Origin of the sequence: Clostridium sp. (assembly GCF_021372645.1) — a bacterium.
Taxonomy (GTDB): domain Bacteria; phylum Bacillota; class Clostridia; order Clostridiales; family Clostridiaceae; genus Clostridium.
The window spans coordinates 85,398-110,208 of the sequence record NZ_JAJFUC010000037.1; the positions used below are offsets into that span (position 1 = coordinate 85,398).

Annotated in this window: 16 protein-coding genes; all 16 read right to left on the reverse strand. The window is 29.0% G+C overall.

What is annotated here, in order from left to right; translation table 11 throughout:
* Positions 1-4: 4 nt before the first annotated feature.
* A complete protein-coding gene (locus LLF98_RS05865) occupies positions 5-1,963 on the reverse strand; it encodes a FapA family protein (RefSeq protein WP_291701797.1) in 1,959 nt (652 codons plus the stop codon).
* A gap of 118 nt (positions 1,964-2,081) precedes the next feature.
* On the reverse strand, positions 2,082-2,816 hold the full coding sequence (locus LLF98_RS05870) for an aminotransferase class IV (protein WP_291701799.1): 735 nt from the start codon (positions 2,814-2,816) through the stop codon (positions 2,082-2,084).
* A 90-nt stretch (positions 2,817-2,906) separates the two neighbouring features.
* The gene (locus LLF98_RS05875; protein ID WP_291701800.1) at positions 2,907-3,545 is read right to left on the reverse strand and encodes an HAD-IB family hydrolase; all 639 of its coding nucleotides are present in this window, start codon (positions 3,543-3,545) and stop codon (positions 2,907-2,909) included.
* Positions 3,546-4,077: 532 nt separating this feature from the next.
* Positions 4,078-5,271 (reverse strand): pyridoxal phosphate-dependent aminotransferase, encoded by a 1,194-nt coding sequence (locus tag LLF98_RS05880; RefSeq protein ID WP_291701802.1) that lies wholly within the window; start codon positions 5,269-5,271, stop codon positions 4,078-4,080.
* A gap of 316 nt (positions 5,272-5,587) precedes the next feature.
* The gene (locus LLF98_RS05885; protein WP_291701804.1) at positions 5,588-5,956 is read right to left on the reverse strand and encodes a DUF1292 domain-containing protein; all 369 of its coding nucleotides are present in this window, start codon (positions 5,954-5,956) and stop codon (positions 5,588-5,590) included.
* Positions 5,957-6,160: 204 nt separating this feature from the next.
* Positions 6,161-9,670, reverse strand: a complete 3,510-nt coding sequence (gene nifJ, locus LLF98_RS05890; protein ID WP_291701806.1) for a pyruvate:ferredoxin (flavodoxin) oxidoreductase — start codon at positions 9,668-9,670, stop codon at positions 6,161-6,163.
* 146 nt (positions 9,671-9,816) lie between these two features.
* Positions 9,817-10,248: a flavodoxin domain-containing protein gene (locus LLF98_RS05895; protein ID WP_291701809.1), complete on the reverse strand. Its 432-nt coding sequence runs from the start codon at positions 10,246-10,248 to the stop codon at positions 9,817-9,819.
* A 151-nt stretch (positions 10,249-10,399) separates the two neighbouring features.
* Positions 10,400-11,473, reverse strand: coding sequence for an undecaprenyldiphospho-muramoylpentapeptide beta-N-acetylglucosaminyltransferase (locus tag LLF98_RS05900; RefSeq protein WP_291701811.1), 1,074 nt, complete (start codon positions 11,471-11,473; stop codon positions 10,400-10,402).
* Positions 11,474-11,594: 121 nt separating this feature from the next.
* A complete protein-coding gene (recJ, locus tag LLF98_RS05905; RefSeq protein WP_291701813.1) occupies positions 11,595-13,373 on the reverse strand; it encodes a single-stranded-DNA-specific exonuclease RecJ in 1,779 nt (592 codons plus the stop codon).
* Positions 13,374-13,451: 78 nt separating this feature from the next.
* On the reverse strand, positions 13,452-14,003 hold the full coding sequence (locus LLF98_RS05910; RefSeq protein WP_291701814.1) for a DJ-1 family glyoxalase III: 552 nt from the start codon (positions 14,001-14,003) through the stop codon (positions 13,452-13,454).
* 163 nt (positions 14,004-14,166) lie between these two features.
* The gene (locus LLF98_RS05915; RefSeq protein WP_291701816.1) at positions 14,167-17,082 is read right to left on the reverse strand and encodes a DNA topoisomerase IV subunit A; all 2,916 of its coding nucleotides are present in this window, start codon (positions 17,080-17,082) and stop codon (positions 14,167-14,169) included.
* Positions 17,083-17,127: 45 nt separating this feature from the next.
* Positions 17,128-19,080, reverse strand: a complete 1,953-nt coding sequence (locus tag LLF98_RS05920; protein ID WP_291701818.1) for a DNA topoisomerase IV subunit B — start codon at positions 19,078-19,080, stop codon at positions 17,128-17,130.
* A 192-nt stretch (positions 19,081-19,272) separates the two neighbouring features.
* On the reverse strand, positions 19,273-20,664 hold the full coding sequence (locus tag LLF98_RS05925) for a glycosyltransferase family 2 protein (RefSeq protein WP_291701820.1): 1,392 nt from the start codon (positions 20,662-20,664) through the stop codon (positions 19,273-19,275).
* A gap of 234 nt (positions 20,665-20,898) precedes the next feature.
* Complete coding sequence (locus LLF98_RS05930; protein ID WP_291701822.1) at positions 20,899-21,933, reverse strand: rhomboid family intramembrane serine protease; 1,035 nt, start codon at positions 21,931-21,933, stop codon at positions 20,899-20,901.
* Positions 21,934-22,193: 260 nt separating this feature from the next.
* Positions 22,194-23,978, reverse strand: coding sequence for an oligoendopeptidase F (pepF, locus tag LLF98_RS05935; protein WP_291701824.1), 1,785 nt, complete (start codon positions 23,976-23,978; stop codon positions 22,194-22,196).
* A 135-nt stretch (positions 23,979-24,113) separates the two neighbouring features.
* Positions 24,114-24,515, reverse strand: coding sequence for a DUF6762 family protein (locus tag LLF98_RS05940; protein WP_291701826.1), 402 nt, complete (start codon positions 24,513-24,515; stop codon positions 24,114-24,116).
* Positions 24,516-24,811 lie beyond the last annotated feature (296 nt).

Genomic DNA, 24,811 nt, shown 5'->3' on the forward strand with positions numbered 1-24,811 from the left:
CCTCCTATAAATTAAATTTATCAATTGTAATTTGCCCAGTTTTATCTATATATGCTTCTACATTTTTAACTGATTCTTCTAACACAATTTGTCTTTCTTCAAAGCAAAAAATTGTATTATTATACGCTATGTCAGCCATAATACGACCCGTCTTAGGAACCTTCAATATAGTATTAACTCCAGCGGTGCTTCCTACTGTCTTTAATTTTATTTCAGAACCAGCACATAAGGTGCCCCCTCTACAAACAGAATTATCACCAGTAAATTCTATATTATTTAATGCTGTTATAGTAGAAGTATATTGTCCTTTTCCTGTTATAAAAACATTTCCTGATGCCTCTATATTAGCACCTTGTGCATATGATAAATAAATATCTGCTGGGACTACTACTGAATCTTCTATTTCTTGAATTTCTTCTTTCAATATTTCTAGAAAATGTTCAAATTCATTAATTTTTTTTATTTTTAATGGTCCAAGTCCTAATAACTTATTTATTATAAATGTAGTTATATCATTTTGTTGAATCCCTTGGGACATATTATAATTTAAAATACTTCTAGATATTTTAGGTAGTAACTTAAACTTATTTTCTATTAATATTTTAATAATTTCACCATATTCCTTAACCCCTAATAAATTGTTTTGCTCTATTTGTTCTGCTGCACAACCCAAGTCATTTAAAATACTTTTGAAATTAATTAAATTATCTAAATACTGTCTTCTTTCAACATTTTCACACCCGACAGTTACTGTTGAGTTTAATACATTACCGTTAATAACAATTTCTCCTGAAGCTCTTAATATTGCTGATTCCACATTTTTTCCAACATAAATTTCATTTCCAGCTTTAACTTCCATGGCTTCTGCAACTGCTCCAACTACTTCTACATTCCCAACAAAATCTATATTTCCACTTTTTAAATCAACTGCATCTACTTTATATAGCTTGTTCACATTAAAAGTACTACCTTTAAGAGTAGGTTTACCCTCTGTAGTTGCTATAATATTATTGTTTTCAATTTTGCATCCTTCTCCAGCTTTTACCACAAGTTTTTTAGCTGTTTTCCTCTTTATAGGAATTCCTAATACGTCTATGCCATCATAGCCTACTTTACCTGGTATTATTTGACCTATAACATCACCTATATTTACATTAGAAATTAAGTATCTATTTCTATAATCTACTTTTTCCTCCGAATCCATATGTTGAATTAATTCCTCTTCACCTTTAAATAAAGTCTGGATTTCATCTGGTATATCATCTTCAACGTGTAATCCCTTAGCTATTAATTTATTATTTATTTGATGTTCATTACATATATTATCAAGTTCATCTTCTATAATTCCATATCGAATACCTTTACTTTTAAGTAATTCTTTTAATTCATTTGGTGTATATTGAGATGGATACTTATCACCAACTTTTTTCTTTATCAGCGTCAAATTTTTATGATATCCTTGATCAACTAATTCATATTTATGCTGCAAAACAGATTGTATATTAATATAAGCTTCCATTTTATCAGTTGTAATCGACACATCTACATTTCTTATAGGTTCTGTTTCTTCAAATTTATATTCAATTTTATCTTCACATGTTACTATAGTTATTAGATCACTTTTTTCTCCATTAATAAACAAATTCACGCCTTGACATGACTTTATTGTAATAATCTCATCATTGTTTTGAGATTCTGTTATTATTATTTTCCCATTTTCTACCTTAGCCCCAAATTCTTCCTTATCTTCTATTTCTTCTTCATTCACTATTATTTCTTTTTCTTCAAGTTTTATTTCAGTGTTTTTGCTGTCATTTAATATTTCTATTTCCACTTTCTTTTTGAAAAATCTCTTTTCTTCTTTAGTCACTCTATATTTTAGAGCTTCTTTCGAAATATTCAATTCAGAAGATGCCTTTTCAATACATTCTTCTAAAGACGTTGCAGAAAATTTTACGTTCATAACTAGTCCCCCATAAAAAACCTTGTTACTTTAAGTATACCATATCCTAGTTTAATTTTACATTTAAAGTTATATTAATCCATTTTATGTTCCATCAAATTACAATTAAACTTGTTTTTTAGTGATTTTTTATATATCGGTTTATCTCATTGTCGTATTCAATCCTTAATTTTCTAATAATAATATTATTAGGATTTAGACTTATATCGTTTACTTCTTTTATTGGCAATATCTTAGGAGATGTACCAGAAATAAACATCCCATCTAATTTGTCAATATCTGAATATTTATACTCTACTTCTTTAATCTCAATCCCAATTTTTTTTGCTATTTTTATAATTTCGCCTCTAGTAACCCCTGGCAATACTGCTTTTATAGGTGATGTTAAAAGTTCATTATCTTTAACCATAAATATATTAGATTTACTTCCTTCTGTTATATATCCATTTTTATCAACTAATATAGCTTCATAGGCATTTTTATCTTTTATTTCGCGGTTTACCTTTTCTCTAAAATTTTCATTAACTATTTTTGCATTAGGATTTTCTCTTTCACCAAAATATAGTATTGTTTTAACACCACTTTGATACATTTCAGATGAAGGATATGAATGTTCTATAAAAAATATTCTTAATATCTTTTCATGTACTCCATATGTTATTTTTATATTACCTTCAGATTTATTTTCAGTTTTTATTAAATCATTTATTTCCATATTTATTTCTTCATAACTAAATTTAAATTCCTTATTAATTAATTCAAATGAGTTTTTCATTCTTCTCAAATGAGTTTCCAGAAAAATTGGTTTGCCATTTATAACTCTAAGTACTTCATATATTATTTTATCTTCCATCTTTATCACTCCTATCTATACTTAGTCACATTCAAAAAACAACAGTCCAACATGCTTGTATATTGGATCGGTTATTTTATTTCATGTTACTTATCTCCACTTCAATATTTCTATCTCATGCTTTTTTCTATAATTTATTAAGTATGGTTTTCCAACTAAATCTAATAATGGTTTGTCTGATAATGAATCTGAAAACATGTATGATTCTTTAAAATCCACCTCTATTTTTTCCTTTTTAAGAACTTCTTTTAGTCTTCGTACCTTTTCTTCACCCTTACAATTCTTCCCTTCCATCTTCCTTGTAAAAATCCCATCACTAAAATTAAATTTAGTTCCTATTATTTTATCAACTTCTTTTATATTATAAAATTCATTAATATAAAATTCAGGTGATGCTGAAATTAAATATATATCATATCCTTCATTTTTAAGTTTTTTCATCATTTTTAGTGCATCTTCATATAATATTGTTTTTAATTTTTCATTATAAAATTTTTTTACAAGCTTTGCTAAATCTTGTTCTTTTATTCCATCTATAAATTTTAAAAATTTTTCTTTTACTTTTCTCTCATCATATATCCTTAAAGCATACATACTCCCACAATATATAGTTCTAGGTAAAAAACGAATATTTCTTTTATCATTTTTTATTACATATTTAAATAACTCCATTAAGGTTTCTTTTTTAGTAATAGTATAATCTATATCAAATATAGCAAGTTTTTTCAAAATATAATACCTACCTTTTTAATCTTAGTTTATGTTTTAACTTCTAATATTTAATTCTAAGCACTCAATCTTAAATATTTAGACTATATTCTAAATATTAAGTGTTTAGATTTAAATATTATTTATTAATTAATACTATAGATACTCATAGCCAAAACTTTATTTATACTTTAAAATTTAATTATCAATGTTTAATGAACACTAATAATTTAAGATTACACTATGAAAATATACCCAAACTAGAAATAAAGGTCATGCTTTTGTGGAAGTGTTACATTGAGGATTTAGCTGTAGATATTTCTTTAGTAGAAGTTATTCCAAAGCGCTTGTTCAAAAAGTGAGAATCGAAATTTTACATTTCGTTCTTCGAACTTTCTCTGTGAGCGCTTGCCTTTGAGGTTGCATTTTGGGTACAACTTCTGCTATTAGAAATTCACAGCTAAATCCTCACGTAACCTGAACAAATGCATGACCTTTATTTCAGTGGTTATTTGCATAAGTATGATTTTCACTTTGGGTATCTATAGATTTATTATTTGATTTTGCTTAAAAATGTTGAAATTCTATCTATTCCATTTTCTATTATATCAATAGATGTTGCATATGATAATCTTATGTAATTATCTAATCCAAAACCTGTTCCAGGTATTACTGCCACTCTTTCTTCTTCTAATAATACTTTTGCAAAATCTACTGAATTATTAATAGATTGTTCTTTAAAAGTAGTATTTAAATATGCAGATATATTTACCATTATATAAAATGCACCACTTGGTTTTATAATAGATATTTCACTTAATTTTTCCAATTTAGATATCATAAAATTTCTTCTATTTTCAAACTCTTTAATCATATTGTTTAAATCTTCTATTGGCCCATTCAATGCTTCTATTGCTGCATATTGTGCTATTGTATTTGCATTTGATGTCATATGGCTTTGAATACTAGTCATAAGTTTAGTTATTTTTTCACTTGCTGCTGCATATCCCAATCTCCATCCTGTCATTGAATATGTTTTAGACACGCCATTTATTACTATTGTTCTCTCGTATGCATCTTCATTTAAAGCTGCTATACTTATGTGTCTTTCTCCATCATATATTAATTTTTCATAAATTTCATCCGATATAATTAACAAATTATGTTCTTTAGCAAAATTCGCTATTTCTAATAATTCTTCTTCATGATAAATGGTTCCAGTTGGATTATTAGGGCTATTTATTAATATTGCTTTCGTTTTATCTGTAATAACTTTCTCTAAATCAGATATTGTATATTTATAATTATTTTCTTTAGATGTTTCTACAAATACTGGCACTCCATCAGCTAACTTTACTAATTCAGGATAACTAACCCAATATGGTACTGGAATTAATACTTCATCTTCTGGATTTAAAATAGCCATAAAAACATTAGCTAAACATTGCTTAGCACCTGTAGAAATTGTTATTTGACTTGGCTTATATTCTAAATCATTGTCATTTTTAAATTTGTTACATATAGTTTGTTTTAATTCTAATATTCCTCCAGCTGGAGTATATTTAGTTTTTCCATCCTGCATTGCTTTTATAGCAGCCTGAATTATATTTTCTGGTGTATTAAAATCTGGCTCCCCAGCCCCAAAGCTTACTACATCAATGCCTTGACTCTTTAATTCATTAGCTTTAGCAGTAATTGCTAGTGTAATTGACGGATCGATATTTTCCGCTTTTTTAGATAATTGCATTGCTTTATTCCCTCCAGTTTAGACATAAAAAAATAACTTACTAAAGATGCTATTTATATTTTATTCACACAGTATGACGCAAAATAAGCAAACATACTGGCTAGCTATTTTTGAATATGTCTTAATTCAATTGTGTAATTTTGTCACATAATAAAAATATATCATTAATAAACTTCTTTGTAAATGTCATAATTAGTTTTACTTAAATTACTAATTTGTTAGGATATAACATAAGTAGTTAAACTAAGCTCTTTAACATAATTTACTCATATATATAAACAAAAGACCTTAGCAATAAATACTAAAGTCCTTAATTTTATTCTTCTTCGCCTACTAATTCATTTTGATAGTAAGCTGATACTCTATCAAATTCTTCTTCATCAGGAACTACAAGCTCCTCTTCATCAAGTCTAAAAAGATAAACTGAATCTTCTTCTGGATTTTGAGCTAAGTAGTATGATTTTTCTTCAAATTCAAATTCATCAATTATAGGACATGTAACTACATTCCCATTTTCATCTTCTAAATCTATAACGAAGTTTTCCTCTTCATCATTACATCCACATCCACATTCATGATCGTCATGGTCACAATTACATCCATGATCTTCATCATGTTGATGTCCACCACATCCACATTTGTTTTCTCCATCATTACATCCACATTTTTCTAAATCTTTTTCCATCTTCTAACCTCCTTTTTGGTTCTAGTTACCTGAAAAAATAACTGTTCAGATATCTTAATTAATTTTACCCTTAATTGAATAAAATTAAAAGCCTAAAATAAAAATATTTTTTACAATTCTCTAAAAACTTATACCTTCCTCGCCCATACATAAAAAAGGTTGAGGTAAATAAATTACCTCAACCTTTTTAACTTATAATTAATACTATTGTTGATTAGCTAATTTCTTGTATCCTTCTAATCTTTCCATAGCATCTTTTTTAGTCTTTTCGAATAAAGCATCTGCTGCTTCTGGGAATGCCTTAGCAAGTGAAGAGTATCTAACTTCTCCCATTAAGAATTCCTTGAAGTCTGCTGTTGGTTCTTTTGAATCTAATATAAATGGATTCTTTCCAGCTTCTTTTAACTCTGGGTTGAATCTGTACATTTGCCAATATCCACAAGCAGTTGCTCTCTTAGCTTCTTCTTGGCTGTTACCCATACCAATTCTTAGTCCATGATTAATACATGGTGCATAAGCAATGATTAATGATGGTCCTTTATATGCTTCTGCTTCTGCAATTGCTTTAATAACTTGGTTCTTATCAGCTCCCATGTTAATTTGAGCTACATATACATAACCATAGCTCATAGCCATCATTCCAAGATCTTTCTTCTTAGTCTTCTTACCACTTGCAGCAAATTTAGCTATTGCAGCAGTTGGAGTAGATTTAGATGATTGACCACCAGTGTTTGAGTAAACTTCTGTATCTACTACTAATATATTTACGTCTTCTCCTGAAGCTAATACATGGTCAACTCCACCGTATCCGATGTCGTAAGCCCATCCATCTCCTCCAAAGATCCATTGAGATCTCTTAACGAAGTAATCTTTTTGAGCTAAAATTGATTTAGCAGCTTCAGTTCCTGATTTTTCTAGAGCAGCAACTAATTTATCAGCTCTTTCTCTAGTTCCTTCGCCTTCATCAACATTGTCTAACCAATCTTGTAATTCAGCTTTTGCTGGATCATTTGCAGCTATAGCAGCTTTTGCTTCTCCTTCAATTCTTTCTCTTATAGCTTTAACTCCTAAGAACATACCTAATCCATATTCAGCATTATCTTCGAATAATGAGTTAGCCCAAGCTGGACCGTGTCCTTCTTTATTCTTAGTATATGGAGTTGAAGGTGCTGATCCACCCCAAATTGATGTACATCCAGTTGCATTAGCAACCATCATTCTATCACCAACTAATTGAGTTATAGCTTTAACATATGGAGTTTCTCCACAACCTGCACAAGCTCCTGAGAACTCAAGTAATGGTTGCTCAAATTGGCTACCTTTAACTGTTTTCTTATTCATTGGATTCTTCTTAGCTGAAACTTCATAAGTTAAGTAATCCCAAACTTCAATTTGATCATGTTGAGATTCTTGTGGTTTCATAACTAATGCTTTTCCTGGTGCTGGACATATTTGAGCACAATTTCCACAACCTGAACAGTCAAGTGGTGTTACACCCATTGTATATAATAATGGTTCTTCTGTTTTTAATCCCTTAGCAGCTACAGCCTTATTTGCACTTGGTGCAGCATTGTTTTCTGCATCAGTTAATAAGAATGGTCTTATAGCAGCATGTGGACATACCATTGAACATTGGTTACATTGAATACATTTTTCTGAATCCCATTCAGGAACATTTACTGCAATTCCTCTTTTTTCGAATGCTGCAGTACCATTTTCAAAAGTACCATCTTCCATTCCTGCAAATGCTGAAACTGGAAGTTGATCTCCTTCTTGTCTGTTCATTGGAATAACTATATCTTTAACAAACTTAGTAGCATGCTTAACTTCTACTGCTTCATCATCTGCAACTGTCTTCCAAGCTTCTGGAATATTTATTGCAACAATTGATTCAACACCTCTATCTATAGCAGCGTTATTCATGTTAACAACTTTTTCACCCTTCTTACCATAAGAAGATACAACTGAATCTTTTAAGTGCTTAATAGCATCTTCAACTGGGATAATGTTAGCTAACTTGAAGAAAGCTGATTGCATTATCATGTTGATTCTTCCACCAAGACCGATTTCTTGAGCAATACCTACAGCATTTAAAATGTAGAACTTAATGTTGTTGTTTGCTAAGAATCTCTTATATGCTGCTGGTAATTTTTCTTCTAAATCTTCTGGAGACCAGATAGTATTTAATAAGAAAGTAGAACCTGGTTTTAATCCTTCAAGTACATTGTATTTGTGGATGTATGATTGGTTAGAACATGAAACAAAGTCTGCTTTGTTTATTAAGTATGGTGACTTAATTGCTTTCTTACCAAATCTTAAGTGAGATACTGTAATTCCTCCTGATTTCTTTGAATCATAGAAGAAATATGCTTGAGCATACATGTCTGTATTATCTCCAATGATTTTGATTGCACTCTTGTTTGCTCCAACAGTACCATCTGATCCTAATCCCCAGAACTTACAAGATGTAGTTCCTTCTGGAGTAGCATCGATATCTTCTGTTACTTCTAATGAAGTATTTGTAACATCATCAACTATTCCAATTGTAAAGCCGTTCTTTGGTTCAGCTTGTACTAAGTTTGCATAAACTGCAGCAATATGTCCTGGATTTGGATCTTTTGATCCTAGACCAAATCTTCCACCTATTATTAATGGAGCATTTTCTTTTCCATAGAATGCATTTCTAACATCTAAGTATAATGGTTCTCCATCTGCACCTGGTTCCTTAGTCTTATCTAAAACAGCAATTCTCTTAACAGTGTTTGGAATAGCTGCTATTAATTTTTCTACTGAGAATGGTCTGTAAAGTCTTACTTTAACAACACCAACTTTTTGTCCATGTGCATTTAAGTAATCTACAGTTTCTTCAGCTACGTCTGTTACTGAACCCATAGCTATGATTACTCTATCAGCATCTGGTGCTCCATAGTAATCGAAGCAATGATATTCTCTACCAGTTAATTTAGTAATTTCAGCCATGTAGCTTTCAACTAATTCTGGTAATTCATTGTAGAATTTATTTACAGATTCTCTTTCTTGGAAGTAGATATCTGCATTTTGAGCTGTACCTCTAGTTACAGGGTGATTTGGGTTTAAAGCTCTTTCTCTAAATGCTTTAATAGAATCCATATCTACTAATTTAGCTAATTCATCATATTCAAGCACTTCGATTTTTTGAATTTCATGAGAAGTTCTGAAACCATCAAAGAAGTTACAGAACGGAATTCTTGATTTAATAGCAGTTAAATGTGCTACTGCTGATAAATCCATTACTTCTTGAACTGATCCTTCTGCAAGCATTGCAAAACCAGTTTGTCTTGCTGCCATAACATCTTGGTGATCCCCAAATATATTTAGAGAAGATGTAGCTAATGCTCTAGCTGATACGTGGAATACGCATGGTAACATTTCACCAGCGATTTTATACATATTTGGTATCATTAATAATAAACCTTGTGAAGCAGTATAAGTTGTTGTTAATGCTCCAGCTTGTAAAGATCCATGAACAGCACCAGCTGCTCCAGCTTCTGATTGCATTTCCATAACTTTTACAGGTTGACCGAATATGTTCTTTCTTCCTTGTGCTACCCATTCATCTACATGTTCTGCCATTGGTGATGATGGTGTAATTGGGAATATTGCAGAAACTTCTGTAAATGCATAAGATATATGAGCTGCTGCAGTATTACCATCCATAGTTTTCATTTTTCTCATCGCGTTGACCCCTCTTTCTATTTTTAGAACTTAAATTTTTATATTATAAGTAAGTCTTAAAGACTACCAATAAACATACTAATTTTAGCTAATTAAAATCTTATTTCCAATCTTTACACACATAAGCAATATTTATAAACCTTATATTATTTTGCTAATTCTTTTCCTAATTCCTTAATAAGATTTACTTGCTTTTTATTTGGTGATTCTTTAATTGCTAAATCTTCAATTACATTAAACCCATAGGATACCATTTCTTCTTTCCATATTTTCATGAAAGTATCTTCAAACCATCCATAAGTTGCAAATAAAATACAATTTTTATTTTTATTTTCTTGATTTAAATCTTTTAATTGTTTTAGAAATGGTTTCATTTCTTCTTGTTCTATTTTAGTTGAATCCACTGCAGGACTTCCAAAAGCAACAGAGTCAGCTTCTAAAACATCTTCTATCGTTGCATCTGTAACATGTTTTACAATTACTTCTGCACCTTGTTCTCTAGCACCATCTGCCATCACATTTGCAAGGGCTTCTATATTTCCCCCACAGCTCCAATAAATGATTGACACTTTTTTCATTAAAATAGCACCTCATCTTCTAGTTAAATAATTAACTCTTGTTTTTCACTAAAATAAACTCACCCTTTTATTATAGCTCACATATTTTTTTTTGCAAGATTTGATTGTGCATTTTGTAATATTTTAAGTGATAATTATATATTTCAGCAATCTATTTCTTTATGTTCTCTAATAATACATCTATTATTGCTTCTACTCCATTTTTAGCTTGGCTTCTTTCCATATTATTAATAAGTTCTGTTTTTCTGCCTTTAAGTTCTAAAATTTTCTTATACAATATATCATCTTTAAGTTCTTCTTCTTCTAACATTAATGAATAACCTTCTTTTTCAAAAGACTTAGAATTTAAAATTTGATCTCCTCTACTCGCCTTCTTAGAAAGAGGTATTAATAACGTTGGCTTTTTTAATGTTAAAAATTCAAATATAGAATTTGCTCCCGCTCTTGAAATTATATAATCGGCAGTTTTCATAAAGTCTGGTAATTCTTCATTTACATATTCAAACTGCTTATATCCTGCTTTATTTATAAACTTTTCATCTACATTCCCTTTACCACAAATATGAATTATATTGAATTCTTTTAAAAGCGCGTTTAAGTTTTTTCTTATTTCTTCATTTATGAGTCTTGATCCAAGACTTCCACCCATAATAAACAATACTTCTTTATTATCAGCAAATCCGCATATTTTTCTTCCTTTAGCCTTATCTCCATGAAATATTTCTTCTCTTATAGGACTTCCTGTAAGTATCCCCTTATTCCCATCTATAAATTTTAAACTTTCTCTAAAAGTTACGCATAACTTATTACAAAATGGTGCTGATAATTTATTAGCAAGGCCTGGAGTCATATCAGATTCATGCGCTACTACAGGTATTTTTTTTATAAATGCTGCAATAACAACTGGTACTGCTACAAAACCTCCTTTTGAAAAAATAACATCTGGCTTTTCTTTTGATAATATTTTTATTGCTTGTGCAACTCCCTTTACTATTTTAAATGGATCCATGAAATTTTTCACATCGAAATATCTTCTTAACTTTCCGCATGAAATTCCAAAGAAAGGAATTTTTTTTTGTGTTATTATTTCTTTTTCAACACCATCAATACTACCAATATATTTTATTTCAAAACCTTTTTGTTTTAATTTAGGTATTAATGCTAAATTAGGAGTTACATGCCCTGCAGTTCCTCCCCCTGTCATTATTATTTTGTATTTATACAAACACTATCACCCTTTCTTCTGTTAACAGTTAAAAGTTAAAACTGTACAGTTATGGATAAAATCCTTTTAGGATTTTTTAATATATTTTTTTCAAACTCCGTAGGAGTTTGTTTCTTAATTGTTAATTGTTGGCTATTCTATAATTCTGTACTACAATTTGAATACTTGTATTACCATTATATTCATTAACGTTTGGATAAAATACTAAATCCAACTGTACATCATTATACGCCCCATCATAAAGTTTTTGTAGTTCTTTTTTTCCATATTTATCATTTATCACTTCTTCAAACTCACAAATGTCGCCAAAATAAATAGCATCCAAAGCTTTATTAAATTTGGTTTTCAGCTTAAATTTCAATACATTTTTATTCTTGCCTAATATTGTAGCTTTTAATATATTAATATTTTTCTCAGCAAACAAAGGTTTAGAATTTGCTTTGCCAAAAGGCTCTAATCGTTCTAACTCATTAATTAATTCATAATTTATTGAATCGAGGGGTAAGGTACAATCTATAGTAACTTTTCTTAGTAAATCATCATCTTTCAATATTGTATTTTCATTTAATCTTCTTCTGAACTCATCTATATTCTCTTCCTTCAAAGAAAATCCTGCAGCCATAGGATGCCCACCAAAATTTCCAAGTAAGTCTTTGCATTTAACAAGTTCCTCAAACATATTATATTCTTCTATAGATCTCCCTGAGCCCTTTGCTCCATTTTCACTTTTTGTTATTATTAAAGTTGGAACATTATATTTTTCTCTTATTCTTCCCGATATTATTCCTGCTAAACTTTCATGCACATCAGAAATATAAATAACAAATACTTTATCATTTATCATATTATTCTCTTCTACAATTTCTATAGCAGTTTCCACACCCTTCATGGTCATGTCTTTTCTTTCTTCATTTAGCTTAACTAATTCCTTTGCAAGCTTAGTTGCTTCCTCTTCTTCTTTTGAAAGCAACAGCTGTAGTCCCTTCTTAGCTGAATCTAATCTTCCGCATGCATTTATACATGGTCCTATGATAAAACCCAAATGATATACTGATAAAGTTTTCTCATTCATTTCACATTCTCTTATTAATTCTTGAAGACCTAAATTAGTAGTACTATTTATAAATTCCAATCCTTTTTTAACAAAAATTCTATTTTCATCAATTAAATCTACAACATCACAAACTGTTGCAATTGCAAGAAATTCTATAAATTTATAACATTCCTTTTTATCTATACTTAATTTTTCATAAAGCACTTCTACAAGTTTAAATGCTACTCCTGCTCCACATAATTGCTTGAATTTATAATTACATTCCTTTTGCTTTGGATTTATTATAGCATCTGCACTTGAGCTTATAAATTTTCTAGTTTTATTTTCATCTTCAACAAATGGGATATCATGGTGATCTGTAACTATCACAGTAATTCCCAACTCTTTAGCATATTTTATTGGATCTATAGCTGATATTCCATTATCACAAGTTAAAATAGTATCTATTCCATCTTCTTTAGCCTGCTTTATTATATTAATATTTATTCCATATCCATCTTTTATCCTATCTGGAATTTCATAATCTACATTTGCATTGCACTTTTTTAATGCTGTAAATAAAATATAAACACTTATTACACCATCTACATCGTAATCTCCAACAATTCGAATTTTCTTATTTAGTTTAATTTTATCATTAAGTATTTCTATAGCTTTTTCTAAATCTTTCATTTCTCTTGGATTGTGAAGTTTATCAAAGTCTGGGGTTATATAACTTTTTATCATGTCATCATTTGTAATATCTCTATTTATTATAAGTTTACTCATAAGCTCTGTAATTCCATATTTATTCGATATTTGCTTATAATCAGCTTTTTTGTTTTTTATAAACCATCTTTCTGCCATTATTTCTCCTCTCATAGACACTACAATTAACAACGTACAATCGACAATTATTGTGCATTGTCAATTGTACATTGTAACTTAGCCTATAAACATCTTATATAACATCCCAGAAGAAATCCCTTCAACTGCATGCTCATATCCAAGCTTTTCTAATAATTTATAAGAAAATGCCATTGCTGTTGCAGGTCCCCTACTCGTTATTATATTCCCATCAACCACTACAGCCTCTTCTAAATATTTACAGTTTGGTAATTCATCTTCATATCCTGGATAAGAAGTTATATTTTTACCCTCTGTAATTTCAGCCTTTCCAAGTACTATTGGTCCCGCACAAATCGCCCCTATTAATTTACCTTCTTTATTTTGCTTTTTTATAAGTTTTATTACTCTTTCATCATCTCTTAAATTAGTTGCTCCTGGAATACCGCCTGGAATCACTACCAAATCATATTCCATATCTTCACCCAAGAGCTTATCAGCCTGAACTACTAATCCATGACTTGATTTAACTTGTTTTTCTTTAATTGACACTAAATCACAAGTTACATTTGCTCTTCTCATTACATCTGATACTGTTAATGCTTCTATTTCTTCAAAACCATCTGCTAACAATACACATACATTTTTCATTAAAATCTCCTCCTCAATTCAAATGAGGATATTCTAAAATCATCCTTAGAATACCCTCATTCTTCATTTTTTATCTATATATTCATTATAACTCATTTACAACTCAGCCACCATAAGTGAGAGTCAAGATTTTATATTTTGCTATTTGAACTTCCTCAGCGAATTAATTTAAGATTACATCTTTGACTTCATCATCAAGTGTAATCATCATTATATTTGTTCCTCTACCCGCTCTATTTTGCAGTTTAATGTCATTTATTTTAATTACTGCTTTTTCTTTAGATTTAGAAGTTAACACTACTTCAGCTTTATCTGTAGATAAATTTATACTATTTCCCTCATTGCTTATGTAATTACTATGATATTTTCCAAAGATAACTTCATCTTCATCTCTTAAACTCATTCCCGTAACACCTGAAGCTACTCTCCCCATTGTATTAACATTTTCAACAGGGAATCTTATTCCCATTCCTTTTTTAGTTATCATAACCAAATAACCAAGTTTTGTTTCGTTCACCTCTACTGAAACCACTTTATCATCTTCAAATTTAAATTTATAACAGGCTTGCTTAAAGAAATCGCCTTCAAATTCTTTTAATAAGGTCTTCTTCACCATACCTTTTTTAGTAAATGTGTAAACTCCGAACTCTTCATCATAGGAATCAATTGAAACCAAACTGATTATCTTTTCTCCCTTTTCTAACTTTCCTAAGAATGACTCTACTGGCATCTCTTCACTTATAACATTCTTCATTAAAAATACTGGTAGTTTATACACATATCCTTTATTACTAAACATCAATAATTGTTTTAATGAATTAGTTTTAACCTTTAGAGAATCTTCTTTCATTCTTCCATAAGCTTTAAGCTTATTCTTATCTGTAATCCCAAGACTTAGTTCAAAATATTCAATTCCCTCTGTATCTTCTATTTCAATAACTTCATCTTCTTGTGCAAAATTGAATAATTGTATAGGTAATATATTTCTAGAAGTATTCTCAAGATTTTGCACCTCAAGAGTAAATTCTAAACCTAATTTACTTTTAATTCTTAAGAACGTACTTTCTTTTTCTAATTCTCTTATGGATACATTGATTAGTTCGTCTTCATCCCTAAGCTTTAGAGCTTGGAGCCTACCATATGCAGTTTGGAATTTTTCTAATGAACTTATCTTAATTCCTCCATGCTTAGTTATAAATCTAAATGCTTTACTTGGATTAAAATTATCTAAAGATATAGCTCCAACTATCTTTTCGTTATCGAGATTTACAGTTTTAATTACTTGATCTAATCTCTCTCCTTTTTCCTTCCACTTCATTTCCGGGATATTAATTCCCTTTGTTTGATACATAAACCCTTTATTAGTAAATATAAGTAAAGTATCCTTAGTATTTGAGTTTATTAAATATTTTAATGAATCGCCTTCTCTATACTCAATGTCCTCCGGATTAGAACTTGATCTATTATAATTTTTAAGAGGTATTCTCTTAATAAAGCCATCTTTTGATAGTGTAATCATGACTTCCTCTACTATAATCAGTTCTTCAATATCAATTTTACTTTCATTATCATCTTTTATAACTGCAGTTCTTCTCTTGTTTCCATATTTATCACTTATTTCTTTTAACTCAGTTTTAATTACCTTAAAAAGTTCTTTTTCACTAGATAAGATCTTCTCAAGCTTTTTAATAAATCTTTCAAGCTGTGCATATTCTTTTTCAAATATATCTATTTCAAGACCTGTTAGTCTATATAACATAAGTTCTAATATTGCTTGCGCTTGTGCTTCTGAAAATTCAAACTTGCTTATTAAGTTATCAGAAGCATCTTTTTTAGATTTTGAGCCTCTAATAGTTGCTATAATTTCATCTAAAATATTTATCGCTTTAATCAAACCTTCAACTATGTGAAATCTCTTTTTTGCCGTATCCAGTTCCTTTTGAGTTCTTCTAGTTAAGATTTCTTTTTGGTGTTCAACATAATATTTTATTATAGCCTTTAAACTCATAGTCTCTGGCTTTCCATTTGCAAGTGCAACCATATTAAAGCTTATGTTACATTGCAAATCAGTCTTTTTAAATAAATATTTTAGCACTTTATCTGCAATATCTTTTTCAGTGTTTTTCTTTAATTCAATTACAGCCCTTATTCCATTTCTATCAGATTCATCTCTAATATCTGTTATTGACTCTAATGCTTTTGCATGTCTTTTATCGCCTGTCATTTCAGATATTAATTGAAGAAGCTTAGCCTTATTTCTCCTATATGGAAATTCAGTTATTACTATTCCTAATCTTCCATTCTCCAATTTTTCAATTGAAGTCTTAGCTCTATATGCAACCTTTCCTTCTCCAGTTTCATAAGCTGATAAAATTGATTTTTCTCCAATCAAAATTCCACCTGTAGGTAAATCTGGTCCTTTTATATATTCCATAAGTTCTGAAGTGGTTATATCATTATTATCTATGTAAGCCAATACTCCATTCGTTACTTCCTCTAAATTATGTGGTGGTATATTAGTTGCAAGACCAACTGCTATACCAAAAGTTCCATTTACCAAAAGATTTGGGTATCTACTTGGCAATACTTTAGGTTCCATTTCGCTATCTGAGTAATTAGGAATCATATCTACAGTATCTTTTTCAATATCCCGTAGCATTTCCATGGCAATAGGTGAAAGTCTAGCTTCTGTATACCTCATTGCCGCTGCCCCATCACCATCTATTGAACCCCAATTTCCGTGGCCTTCTATGAGAGGCACTCTAGTTGAAAATTCTTGAGCCAAAATTACCATAGCTTCATATACAGATGAGTCTCCATGAGGATGAAACTTACCTAAAATATCTCCAACTATTCTAGCAGATTTAAAATAAGGTCTGTCTGGAAATGCCTTCAGCATATATGCACCGTATAAAATTCTTCTATGTACAGGCTTAAGCCCATCTCTGACATCCGGAAGTGCTCTGTCTTTTGCAACTTCTATTGCATATGGTAAATAATTTTCAGGCATTGCTTCTTCTAAAGGAATGCCAATTATATTATTATCTTTAGGTATAATATTATCATTTTTCTTTGCCATACTTTTCTCCTTTTTCAACGTACAATGCACGGAAATTGTGTATTGTTAATTAAATTCTCCGTACTTATACATATAGTTCTTTCTAGGTTCTACAATATCTCCCATCAGTAGTGAAACCATCTTTTCAGCTTTTGCTGCATCATCTATAGTCACTTGAAGAAGTGTTCTGCTTTCTGGATTTAATGTTGTATCCCACAATTGATCTGGATTCATTTCTCCAAGACCTTTATATCTTTGAATTAATGCACCTTTTCCTATTTCTTTCTTTGTTTTTTCTAATTCTTCATTACTATAAGCATACTTCATCATAGTTTTACCTTTTGTTTCTCTATACACCTTATATAAAGGAGGTTGTGCCAAATATAGATGACCATTTGCAATTAATGGTTTCATATATCTATAAATATAAGTCATCCAAAGTGTTCTAATATGATATCCATCCACATCAGCATCACTCATTATTATTATCTTATCATATTTTAAATCTGCTTCTTTATAGTTATCTAAAGTTCCAGTTCCAACAGCTGTATTAAATATTTTCAGTTCTTCTGAAGCTAATACATTTTCAAGCTTTTGTTTTTCTGTATTCATTATTTTACCTTTAGATGGCATTATAGTTTGGAATCTTCTATCTCTAGCTTGCTTTGCAGAGCCTCCAGCTGAATCTCCTTCCACAACTATAAATTCATTTACGGTTTTATCTTTCAATGTACATACTGCAACCTTACCTGCAAGTGGTGCAGTTCCTTTACCTATTTTCTTTTTTTCTGCTTCATTTATTTTCTTAATCTTATCTCTTCTTTTTGCTGCTTCTAATGCATTATTTATTAGGCTTGTTGCTAAAGTTTTATTATCTTCAATCCATTCAGAAAATTTAGTATAAACTAAATCATTCATCATAGTATATGCTTCATTATTACCAAGCTTAGTTTTAGTTTGACCTTCAAAGACAGGATTTGTAATTTTAATTCTTACAATAGCTGTCATACCTTCTCTTAAGTCATCTCCCTCGAATTCTTTATCCTTTTCCTTAATCAACCCAAGCCTCTTTGACCATTCTTTAAAAGCTCTTGTCATTCCAGTTTTAAAACCTGTTTCATGAGTCCCTGCTTCTGTTGTAGGAATATTATTTACATAACTTGCAATATATTCAGTAGTTGAATCTGTAAATTGCATGCAAACTTCTCCATACATTTGAAGATTTCCAACTATTCTTTCACCATCAAAAATTATAGGTTCTTCATGAATCGGCGTTTTACTTTCATTTAAATAATTAATAAAATCTAAAAGACCATTTTCTGAATAATATTCTTTAGTAATTTCTTGCCCTTTTCTTTTATCTATTAATTCTAAAGTTATACCTTTATTTTGAAATGCCAATTCTTGCAATCTACTATCTATTATGTCAAATTTAAAATCAGTTGTTGAGAAAATTTCTTTATCTGGTTTAAATGTAACTTTTGTTCCGATCTTATCTGTTTTTCCAATTATCTTTAAACTTCCAACTGCTGTTCCTGGCATATCTCTTTTTAATTCTTTATCAAAAACATATTCAAATCTTTGTCTATATATATTACCATTTTGATATACTTCAACTTCTAACCACTTTGATAGAGCATTTACAACCGCAGCTCCAACTCCATGAAGACCTCCAGAAGTTTTATAATTTTTATTATCAAACTTCCCTCCTGTATGTAGTTCTGTAAATACCATTTCAACTCCAGATTTCTTTTTAATCGGATGAATCCCCGTAGGAATTCCTCTTCCATTATCTATTATTGTTACACTTTTATCTTCATTTAGAGCTATAGTTACCTTATTTCCATATCCATTAGCTATTTCATCTATGGAGTTATCAATTATTTCCCATATACAATGATGTAGCCCCTTGCTTCCTGTAGAACCTATATACATTCCTGGTCTTACTCTCACTGGTTCTAATTTTTCAAGTGATGTTAAATCCGTGACATCATAAGCATTAGTCTTTTTAAATTCCATAAAATTCCTCCATTTTGAACACCAGTTCTTATTTGCTTGTAATTCATCTACTCTATAAAAATATACTTCCTTTCTGCTTTAATGTCAAAAAAACTTAAATAAGTACCTTATACCTACATTCTATATCATCAAAAAAGAGTGTACTATAAAAATAATACACTCTAAAAAAACAAAATAGAAATTTTCAAAGTCCTATACATCACATATTTCTATCTTTCTAACATGTTTTGTATGGCTCCATTCTTTATTATTCTTATTTAAAATACCTTGAATTGTAATTGGTATCCATGTTAATGTATATAATCCATATAACCAGAATCTAAAGAATAATATTAAGTCTTTCTTTCCTAAGAATATTCCTGTTAATATTAAGAATAATAAGTTATAACCGATTCCTATTAAACTCCCAATCCTCCAATCGCCTACAATAGAAGCTAAATAAGGAACTACAAAAACATTACTTGAATATAATGCCATCATAACTAAAAAGGATTTTGTAACTTTCTTATCAATTGCTAGTATCAATGGTGTAATTAAAAATTGAGCGATTGCAAATACTTTAAAGCCTACATCACTAAAGAGTTGGTTTATAATAAATATATTTAACCCACTTTCAGTATTTACCTGCATTAATGTTAACACAGCTGAAATACCCACTAGTAATGTTACAAAAGGTTGCAATACATATAATGCACAGTCAAAAACATAAAATTTTCTATCTACAATTGCTTTCTTGACTAATTTAAAGAAATACCTTGAAGCAACATCTGTAAATCCTTGCATCCATCTTTTCCTTTGATTCCATGATTGCTTAAGCTTTAATGGCTTTTCATCATATATAATAGCATCATGAGCCCAGCCTACTTTTTCTCCGTTTAAGACAAGTTTACAAGTGAACTCTAAGTCTTCTGTTAAGCAAGTAGCACCCCAACCTAATTTTTTTAATGCATTAGTTTCTACAACAAATCCTGTACCACCAATTTGGTTAGAAAAGCCTACATTTGCTCTAGCTAATTGGAACATTCTATTTTGAGTCCAAAAAGCTATAGAATATGCTGCAGCAATCCATGAATCCTCTGGATTTTTGCTATCTATATATCCCTGTACAACTTTGTATCCATCCTGTAATTTAGAATTAATTTCTTTTAGGAAATCCTTATGTACAAGATTATCTGCATCAAATATAGCAATAGCATCATATTTATTTTCACTCTTAAATAACTTTGCAAACATCCATTCTAATGCATAACCTTTACCTTTTTTATCCTCTGAAAATCTTTCACAAACATTTACGCCATAACCTTTAGCTATTTTAGCTGTATCATCTGTACAATTATCTGCAATAACGAAAACATCATACATGTCTTTAGGATAATCTAGTTTTAACATACTTTCTATAAGACTACTAATAACTACTTCTTCATTATGTGCTGCAATTAATAATGCGAACTTATTTTTAGGCGTATAATTTTTCTTTTCTTGTTTTCTAAAAAGACCTATTAATCCTAAAACTAAATAATAACATGTTATTACAAAAACAAAAATTTGAAAGAAAGCTGTTATGGTTAAAATATAATTTCCCAATACATTCACTCCTAATATTTAATGATAATTATTTACATACTATACCTATTTAATAATATTTCAATACAAAGAAAAAATCAACCCTATATTTATTAAGATAAAATTAATATTCCCCAAATATTAATACATCCGCCCTCATATTTTGTAGTAGAAACAGATATTAAATAATATTTAATTCTACCTATTTTCACTTCTTTAATCTCATTAATTAAATCTAATATAATTATTTTATTCCTATATTCTTTTATTTAATTTTCTATAAATAATATATCCTACGAATATACCACCAATAAGGCCTCCAATATGCCCAAAGTTATCAATATTTTTAATACTTAAACCTATAAATAAATTTATTACTATTATTTGCATTAAACTTGATAAATACTTTTTTTGTATTTTATGTTTCTCTATAATTGCAAATGCTAACAATGCTCCCATAAGACCAAATATACCACCTGATGCACCTACTGATATGCTATTAGGACTCATAAAATAACTTAATGAACTTGATGTTATACATGAGATAATATATATTATTAGATATTTTTTAGTGCCATAGATTTGCTGAATTTGAGGTCCTATTATATATAAAGAATACATATTACATGCTATATGAACTAAATTAGAATGTAAAAAGGCACTAGTTAATAGCCTCCAAACCTCCCCTTGTTCAATTAATGTATTATACTTAGCTCCAAAACTTATTAACACTGAATTATTTATCACATTTAGTATTTCTTCTGATACAGTTGAAGATGCACGTACATAATTAGTAATATTATAAATTACAACTTGAGTAATTATGAATATTATTATATTTATTAATATTATAACTAATGTAAGTATTTTATTTTTTAAAAAATTATCTTTTTTATGAATACTTTTTTCTTCATTTTCTTGTAGAACAGTTTTAAATATTTGTTTTAATGGCATACAAAATTCATCACATGAAATAATATTATAGTTTTCCTTATTTATAATGAGTTTATGTGCCATAGATGAATAATCTGTATGTATATATTCCTTATTACATAAAATTATCATATTTAAAGAAAATGTCTTTTCTAGTGTTTTTATATACGCAATAGCTTCTGAATAATCTATTTCTTCATTTTTCTCATCGCTTATTAAAACACAATATATACTATCTTTTAGTTCCTTAATACCAAAAAATTTGTCTTTCTTATGAAAATTACTATAATATTGTTTCATATAAAAGCTTTCTCTATTTATTAAAGTTTCATAAAAATTTTCTTTAAATTTCTTCATATTCTTTACCTATTCCTATATAAATTCAATGAACAATTCACAGTTCATGCTCTTTAGATATTCTGTGGGCAATGCACAATTAAGGAAGACGCTTAAATCGAAAGTTATGGTAACATTTCTAAAAATATATTTTTTTGATTCCTCAGAAAAGTGAGAGCCCAAATTTCATATTTGAGCCCTCAAATTTTCTCTGTAACTTTATTCCCTAATTGCCCACAAGGGGCACCCATAAATGGCATAAATTATACATTATATAAAATTTATTTATCTATCATATCTAAAAGTTCATTAAATCTTTTTATAGTAGCTTCTATAGGTATATTTGTAGTCATATCTACTCCTGCATTTTTCAAAATGTTTATTGGATAATCACTACCTCCTGATTTTAAGAAACCTTTATATTTTTCTACTGCATTTTCTTTTCCTTCTAAAATTGACTTTGAAAAAGCTGATGCAGCTGCATATCCTGTAGCATATTGATAAACATAGAAATCAGAATAAAAATGAGGAATTCTTGACCATTCTACATCTACTTCTTTATCTATTATTATTTCACTTCCAAAATATTTAACATTTAAATCATGCCATGCCTGATTATAATCTTCTGCTGTTAAAGGCATTCCTTTTTCTAAAGTTTCATGAGTATATAGTTCAAATTCTGCAAACATTAATTGCCTAAATACTGTTGTTCTTATTTGTTCTAATTCTTGATTTATCAAATAAAGTTTTTTCTTTTCATCTATTTCTTTTTCAATTAGATAATGAATAAGTAACGATTCATTTGTTGTTGATGCAACTTCTGCACAAAATAAAGTATAGCCTGCATAATAATATGGTTGCTCTTTTCTTGAATAATATGAATGAATTGAATGTCCCATTTCATGAGCTAATGTTGATACATCTCCTAGTTCATTGTTGTAATTTAATAGGACATAAGGCATAGTATCATATCCACCCCATGAATACGCTCCACCTTTTTTACCTTTGTTTTCGTATATATCTATCCATCCATCTTTTATTCCACTCTTGAATATGTCTAAATATTCTGTTCCTAATGGTTTTAATGCATCTAATACTATATCTACACCATTATTAAATTCATTTTTTTCTTTTGGTATTTCGATCACAGGGACATATAAATCATACATATGGATTTCATTTAATCCTAGTAGTTTTTTCTTAATTTTAACATATCTATGAATAGAATCTAAATTATCATTTATAACCTTTATTGCATTTTTATAAACTTCTAAAGAAATGTTATTAGGATTTAGTGAAGCTTCTAGTGCACTAGTATAGTTCCTTACCTTACTACTAAAATTAAAGGTTTTGATTGAACAAGTTAATGAAGTAGCTAAAGTATTTTTCAACTTATCGTACTCTCCAAATAATCTTTCAAATGCTGCTTTTCTTACATTTCTATTTTTACTTTTTATAAATGAAGAATAATTTCCTTCTGTTAATTCTACTTTAATTCCTTCTTCATTTTCTATTTGCCCAAATGTCATATCTGCATTAGTTAAAATGTTGTGTATTGCTGAAGGTGCGTCTAAACAATCCGAAGCTGCTGCTAAGAGTTCTTCCATTTCTTTTGATAATATATGTGGCTTTTCTTTTAATATATCTTTAATTAAAAATTCAAATGTCTTTAATTCATCTAATCTGTTTATTTCACTTTCAATAAATTTATCTTCTAAACTTAAAATTTCTGGTACAAAGAAAGCTGTATAACTTGCAAATTCAGCCATATATATATCAACTTTGCTCATTAAACCTTGATAAGTAGGATTTGAAGTATCTTCATCAGATTTTAAATGTGCATAAATATATAAAGTTTCTGCTTTTCTAGATATTTCTTCATTTAATTTTAAATATTCTAAAATCTTTTCCCCATTTATTAACTTTCCAGAGTAGTCTTTTAATTTAATTGCTTCATTCTTTACAGCTTCAAAATCTTTTTCCCAGTCTTCTATATTTTTGTATACCTTATCTATCTTCCACTTGAACTTCTCTTCAATTTCTTCTCTTTTTTTTAACTCACTCATCTTAACACACCTTTCTTATTGAATTATTAATATCCAATGTGCAATAGTCAATAATTTATAATTGAACATTGGCAACTAATACTTCTAAATTATAATTTAATGTATAAGTATAACTTAGGAGTTAGGTATCTACAATTACTCTGTATACTCAGATTCTTTTCCTTTAATAGATTCAAATACTAAATTCATTTCGTTGTCTATTATTGATACAACTTCTTGTATCTTTTTCTTCATTAAATCATAATCATTCTCATACTTAAATTTTATTATATATGCAGGATTATATTCATCTAAATCTTCTTCTATCTCATAACCTCTTTCTGTAAATACTTCAATATTAAATAAATCATATATTGCTGAGTATTCCCATTCTTCCACATTTTTATTTGTGTCAAAGTACATATACACAATTTCATCTAATACATAAAGCTTTTTTACAAACAAAGCTCCTTCATTTACTTCAAAACTTCCTAATTCTTTTTTTATAAATCCTGTTTCTTTATCTTTTTCTATTAATACTAAACTTGAAAAATCCATAAATTCACCATCCTATTAGTTTTTCTTAGGCAATTCAAATAAAATAACTGCACAAATGCCTTATTTAAAATTATATCAAAAAAGACATTTTATAACCATAAAAATAAAATATGCACTTTTAATTATTAGAATTTACTCGTATTGTTATATTTCTTACCTTACATTGTCATTGAGTTTTAATTTTATTACATGTAAAAATATGGTAGTATTTTCATATAGTAATTCTTTATCTATAAATACTTTATATTTCTTGTTTATCCCATTTGTTACTTAATTGTTCATTGTTAACTGTACAT

Bases quoted from the DNA above. Each gene is read 5' to 3' on its own strand.
- recJ (WP_291701813.1), bottom strand. From the start codon at position 13,373: ATGGCAGAAAGATGGTTTATAAAAAACAAAAAAGCTGATTATAAGCAA.
- LLF98_RS05910 (WP_291701814.1), bottom strand. From the start codon at position 14,003: ATGAAAAATGTATGTGTATTGTTAGCAGATGGTTTTGAAGAAATAGAA.
- LLF98_RS05895 (WP_291701809.1), bottom strand. From the start codon at position 10,248: ATGAAAAAAGTGTCAATCATTTATTGGAGCTGTGGGGGAAATATAGAA.
- LLF98_RS05915 (WP_291701816.1), bottom strand. From the start codon at position 17,082: ATGGCAAAGAAAAATGATAATATTATACCTAAAGATAATAATATAATT.
- pepF (WP_291701824.1), bottom strand. From the start codon at position 23,978: ATGAGTGAGTTAAAAAAAAGAGAAGAAATTGAAGAGAAGTTCAAGTGG.
- LLF98_RS05940 (WP_291701826.1), bottom strand. From the start codon at position 24,515: ATGGATTTTTCAAGTTTAGTATTAATAGAAAAAGATAAAGAAACAGGA.
- LLF98_RS05885 (WP_291701804.1), bottom strand. From the start codon at position 5,956: ATGGAAAAAGATTTAGAAAAATGTGGATGTAATGATGGAGAAAACAAA.
- LLF98_RS05865 (WP_291701797.1), bottom strand. From the start codon at position 1,963: ATGAACGTAAAATTTTCTGCAACGTCTTTAGAAGAATGTATTGAAAAG.
- LLF98_RS05880 (WP_291701802.1), bottom strand. From the start codon at position 5,271: ATGCAATTATCTAAAAAAGCGGAAAATATCGATCCGTCAATTACACTA.
- nifJ (WP_291701806.1), bottom strand. From the start codon at position 9,670: ATGAGAAAAATGAAAACTATGGATGGTAATACTGCAGCAGCTCATATA.
- LLF98_RS05930 (WP_291701822.1), bottom strand. From the start codon at position 21,933: ATGAAGAAATTTAAAGAAAATTTTTATGAAACTTTAATAAATAGAGAA.
- LLF98_RS05870 (WP_291701799.1), bottom strand. From the start codon at position 2,816: ATGGAAGATAAAATAATATATGAAGTACTTAGAGTTATAAATGGCAAA.
- LLF98_RS05920 (WP_291701818.1), bottom strand. From the start codon at position 19,080: ATGGAATTTAAAAAGACTAATGCTTATGATGTCACGGATTTAACATCA.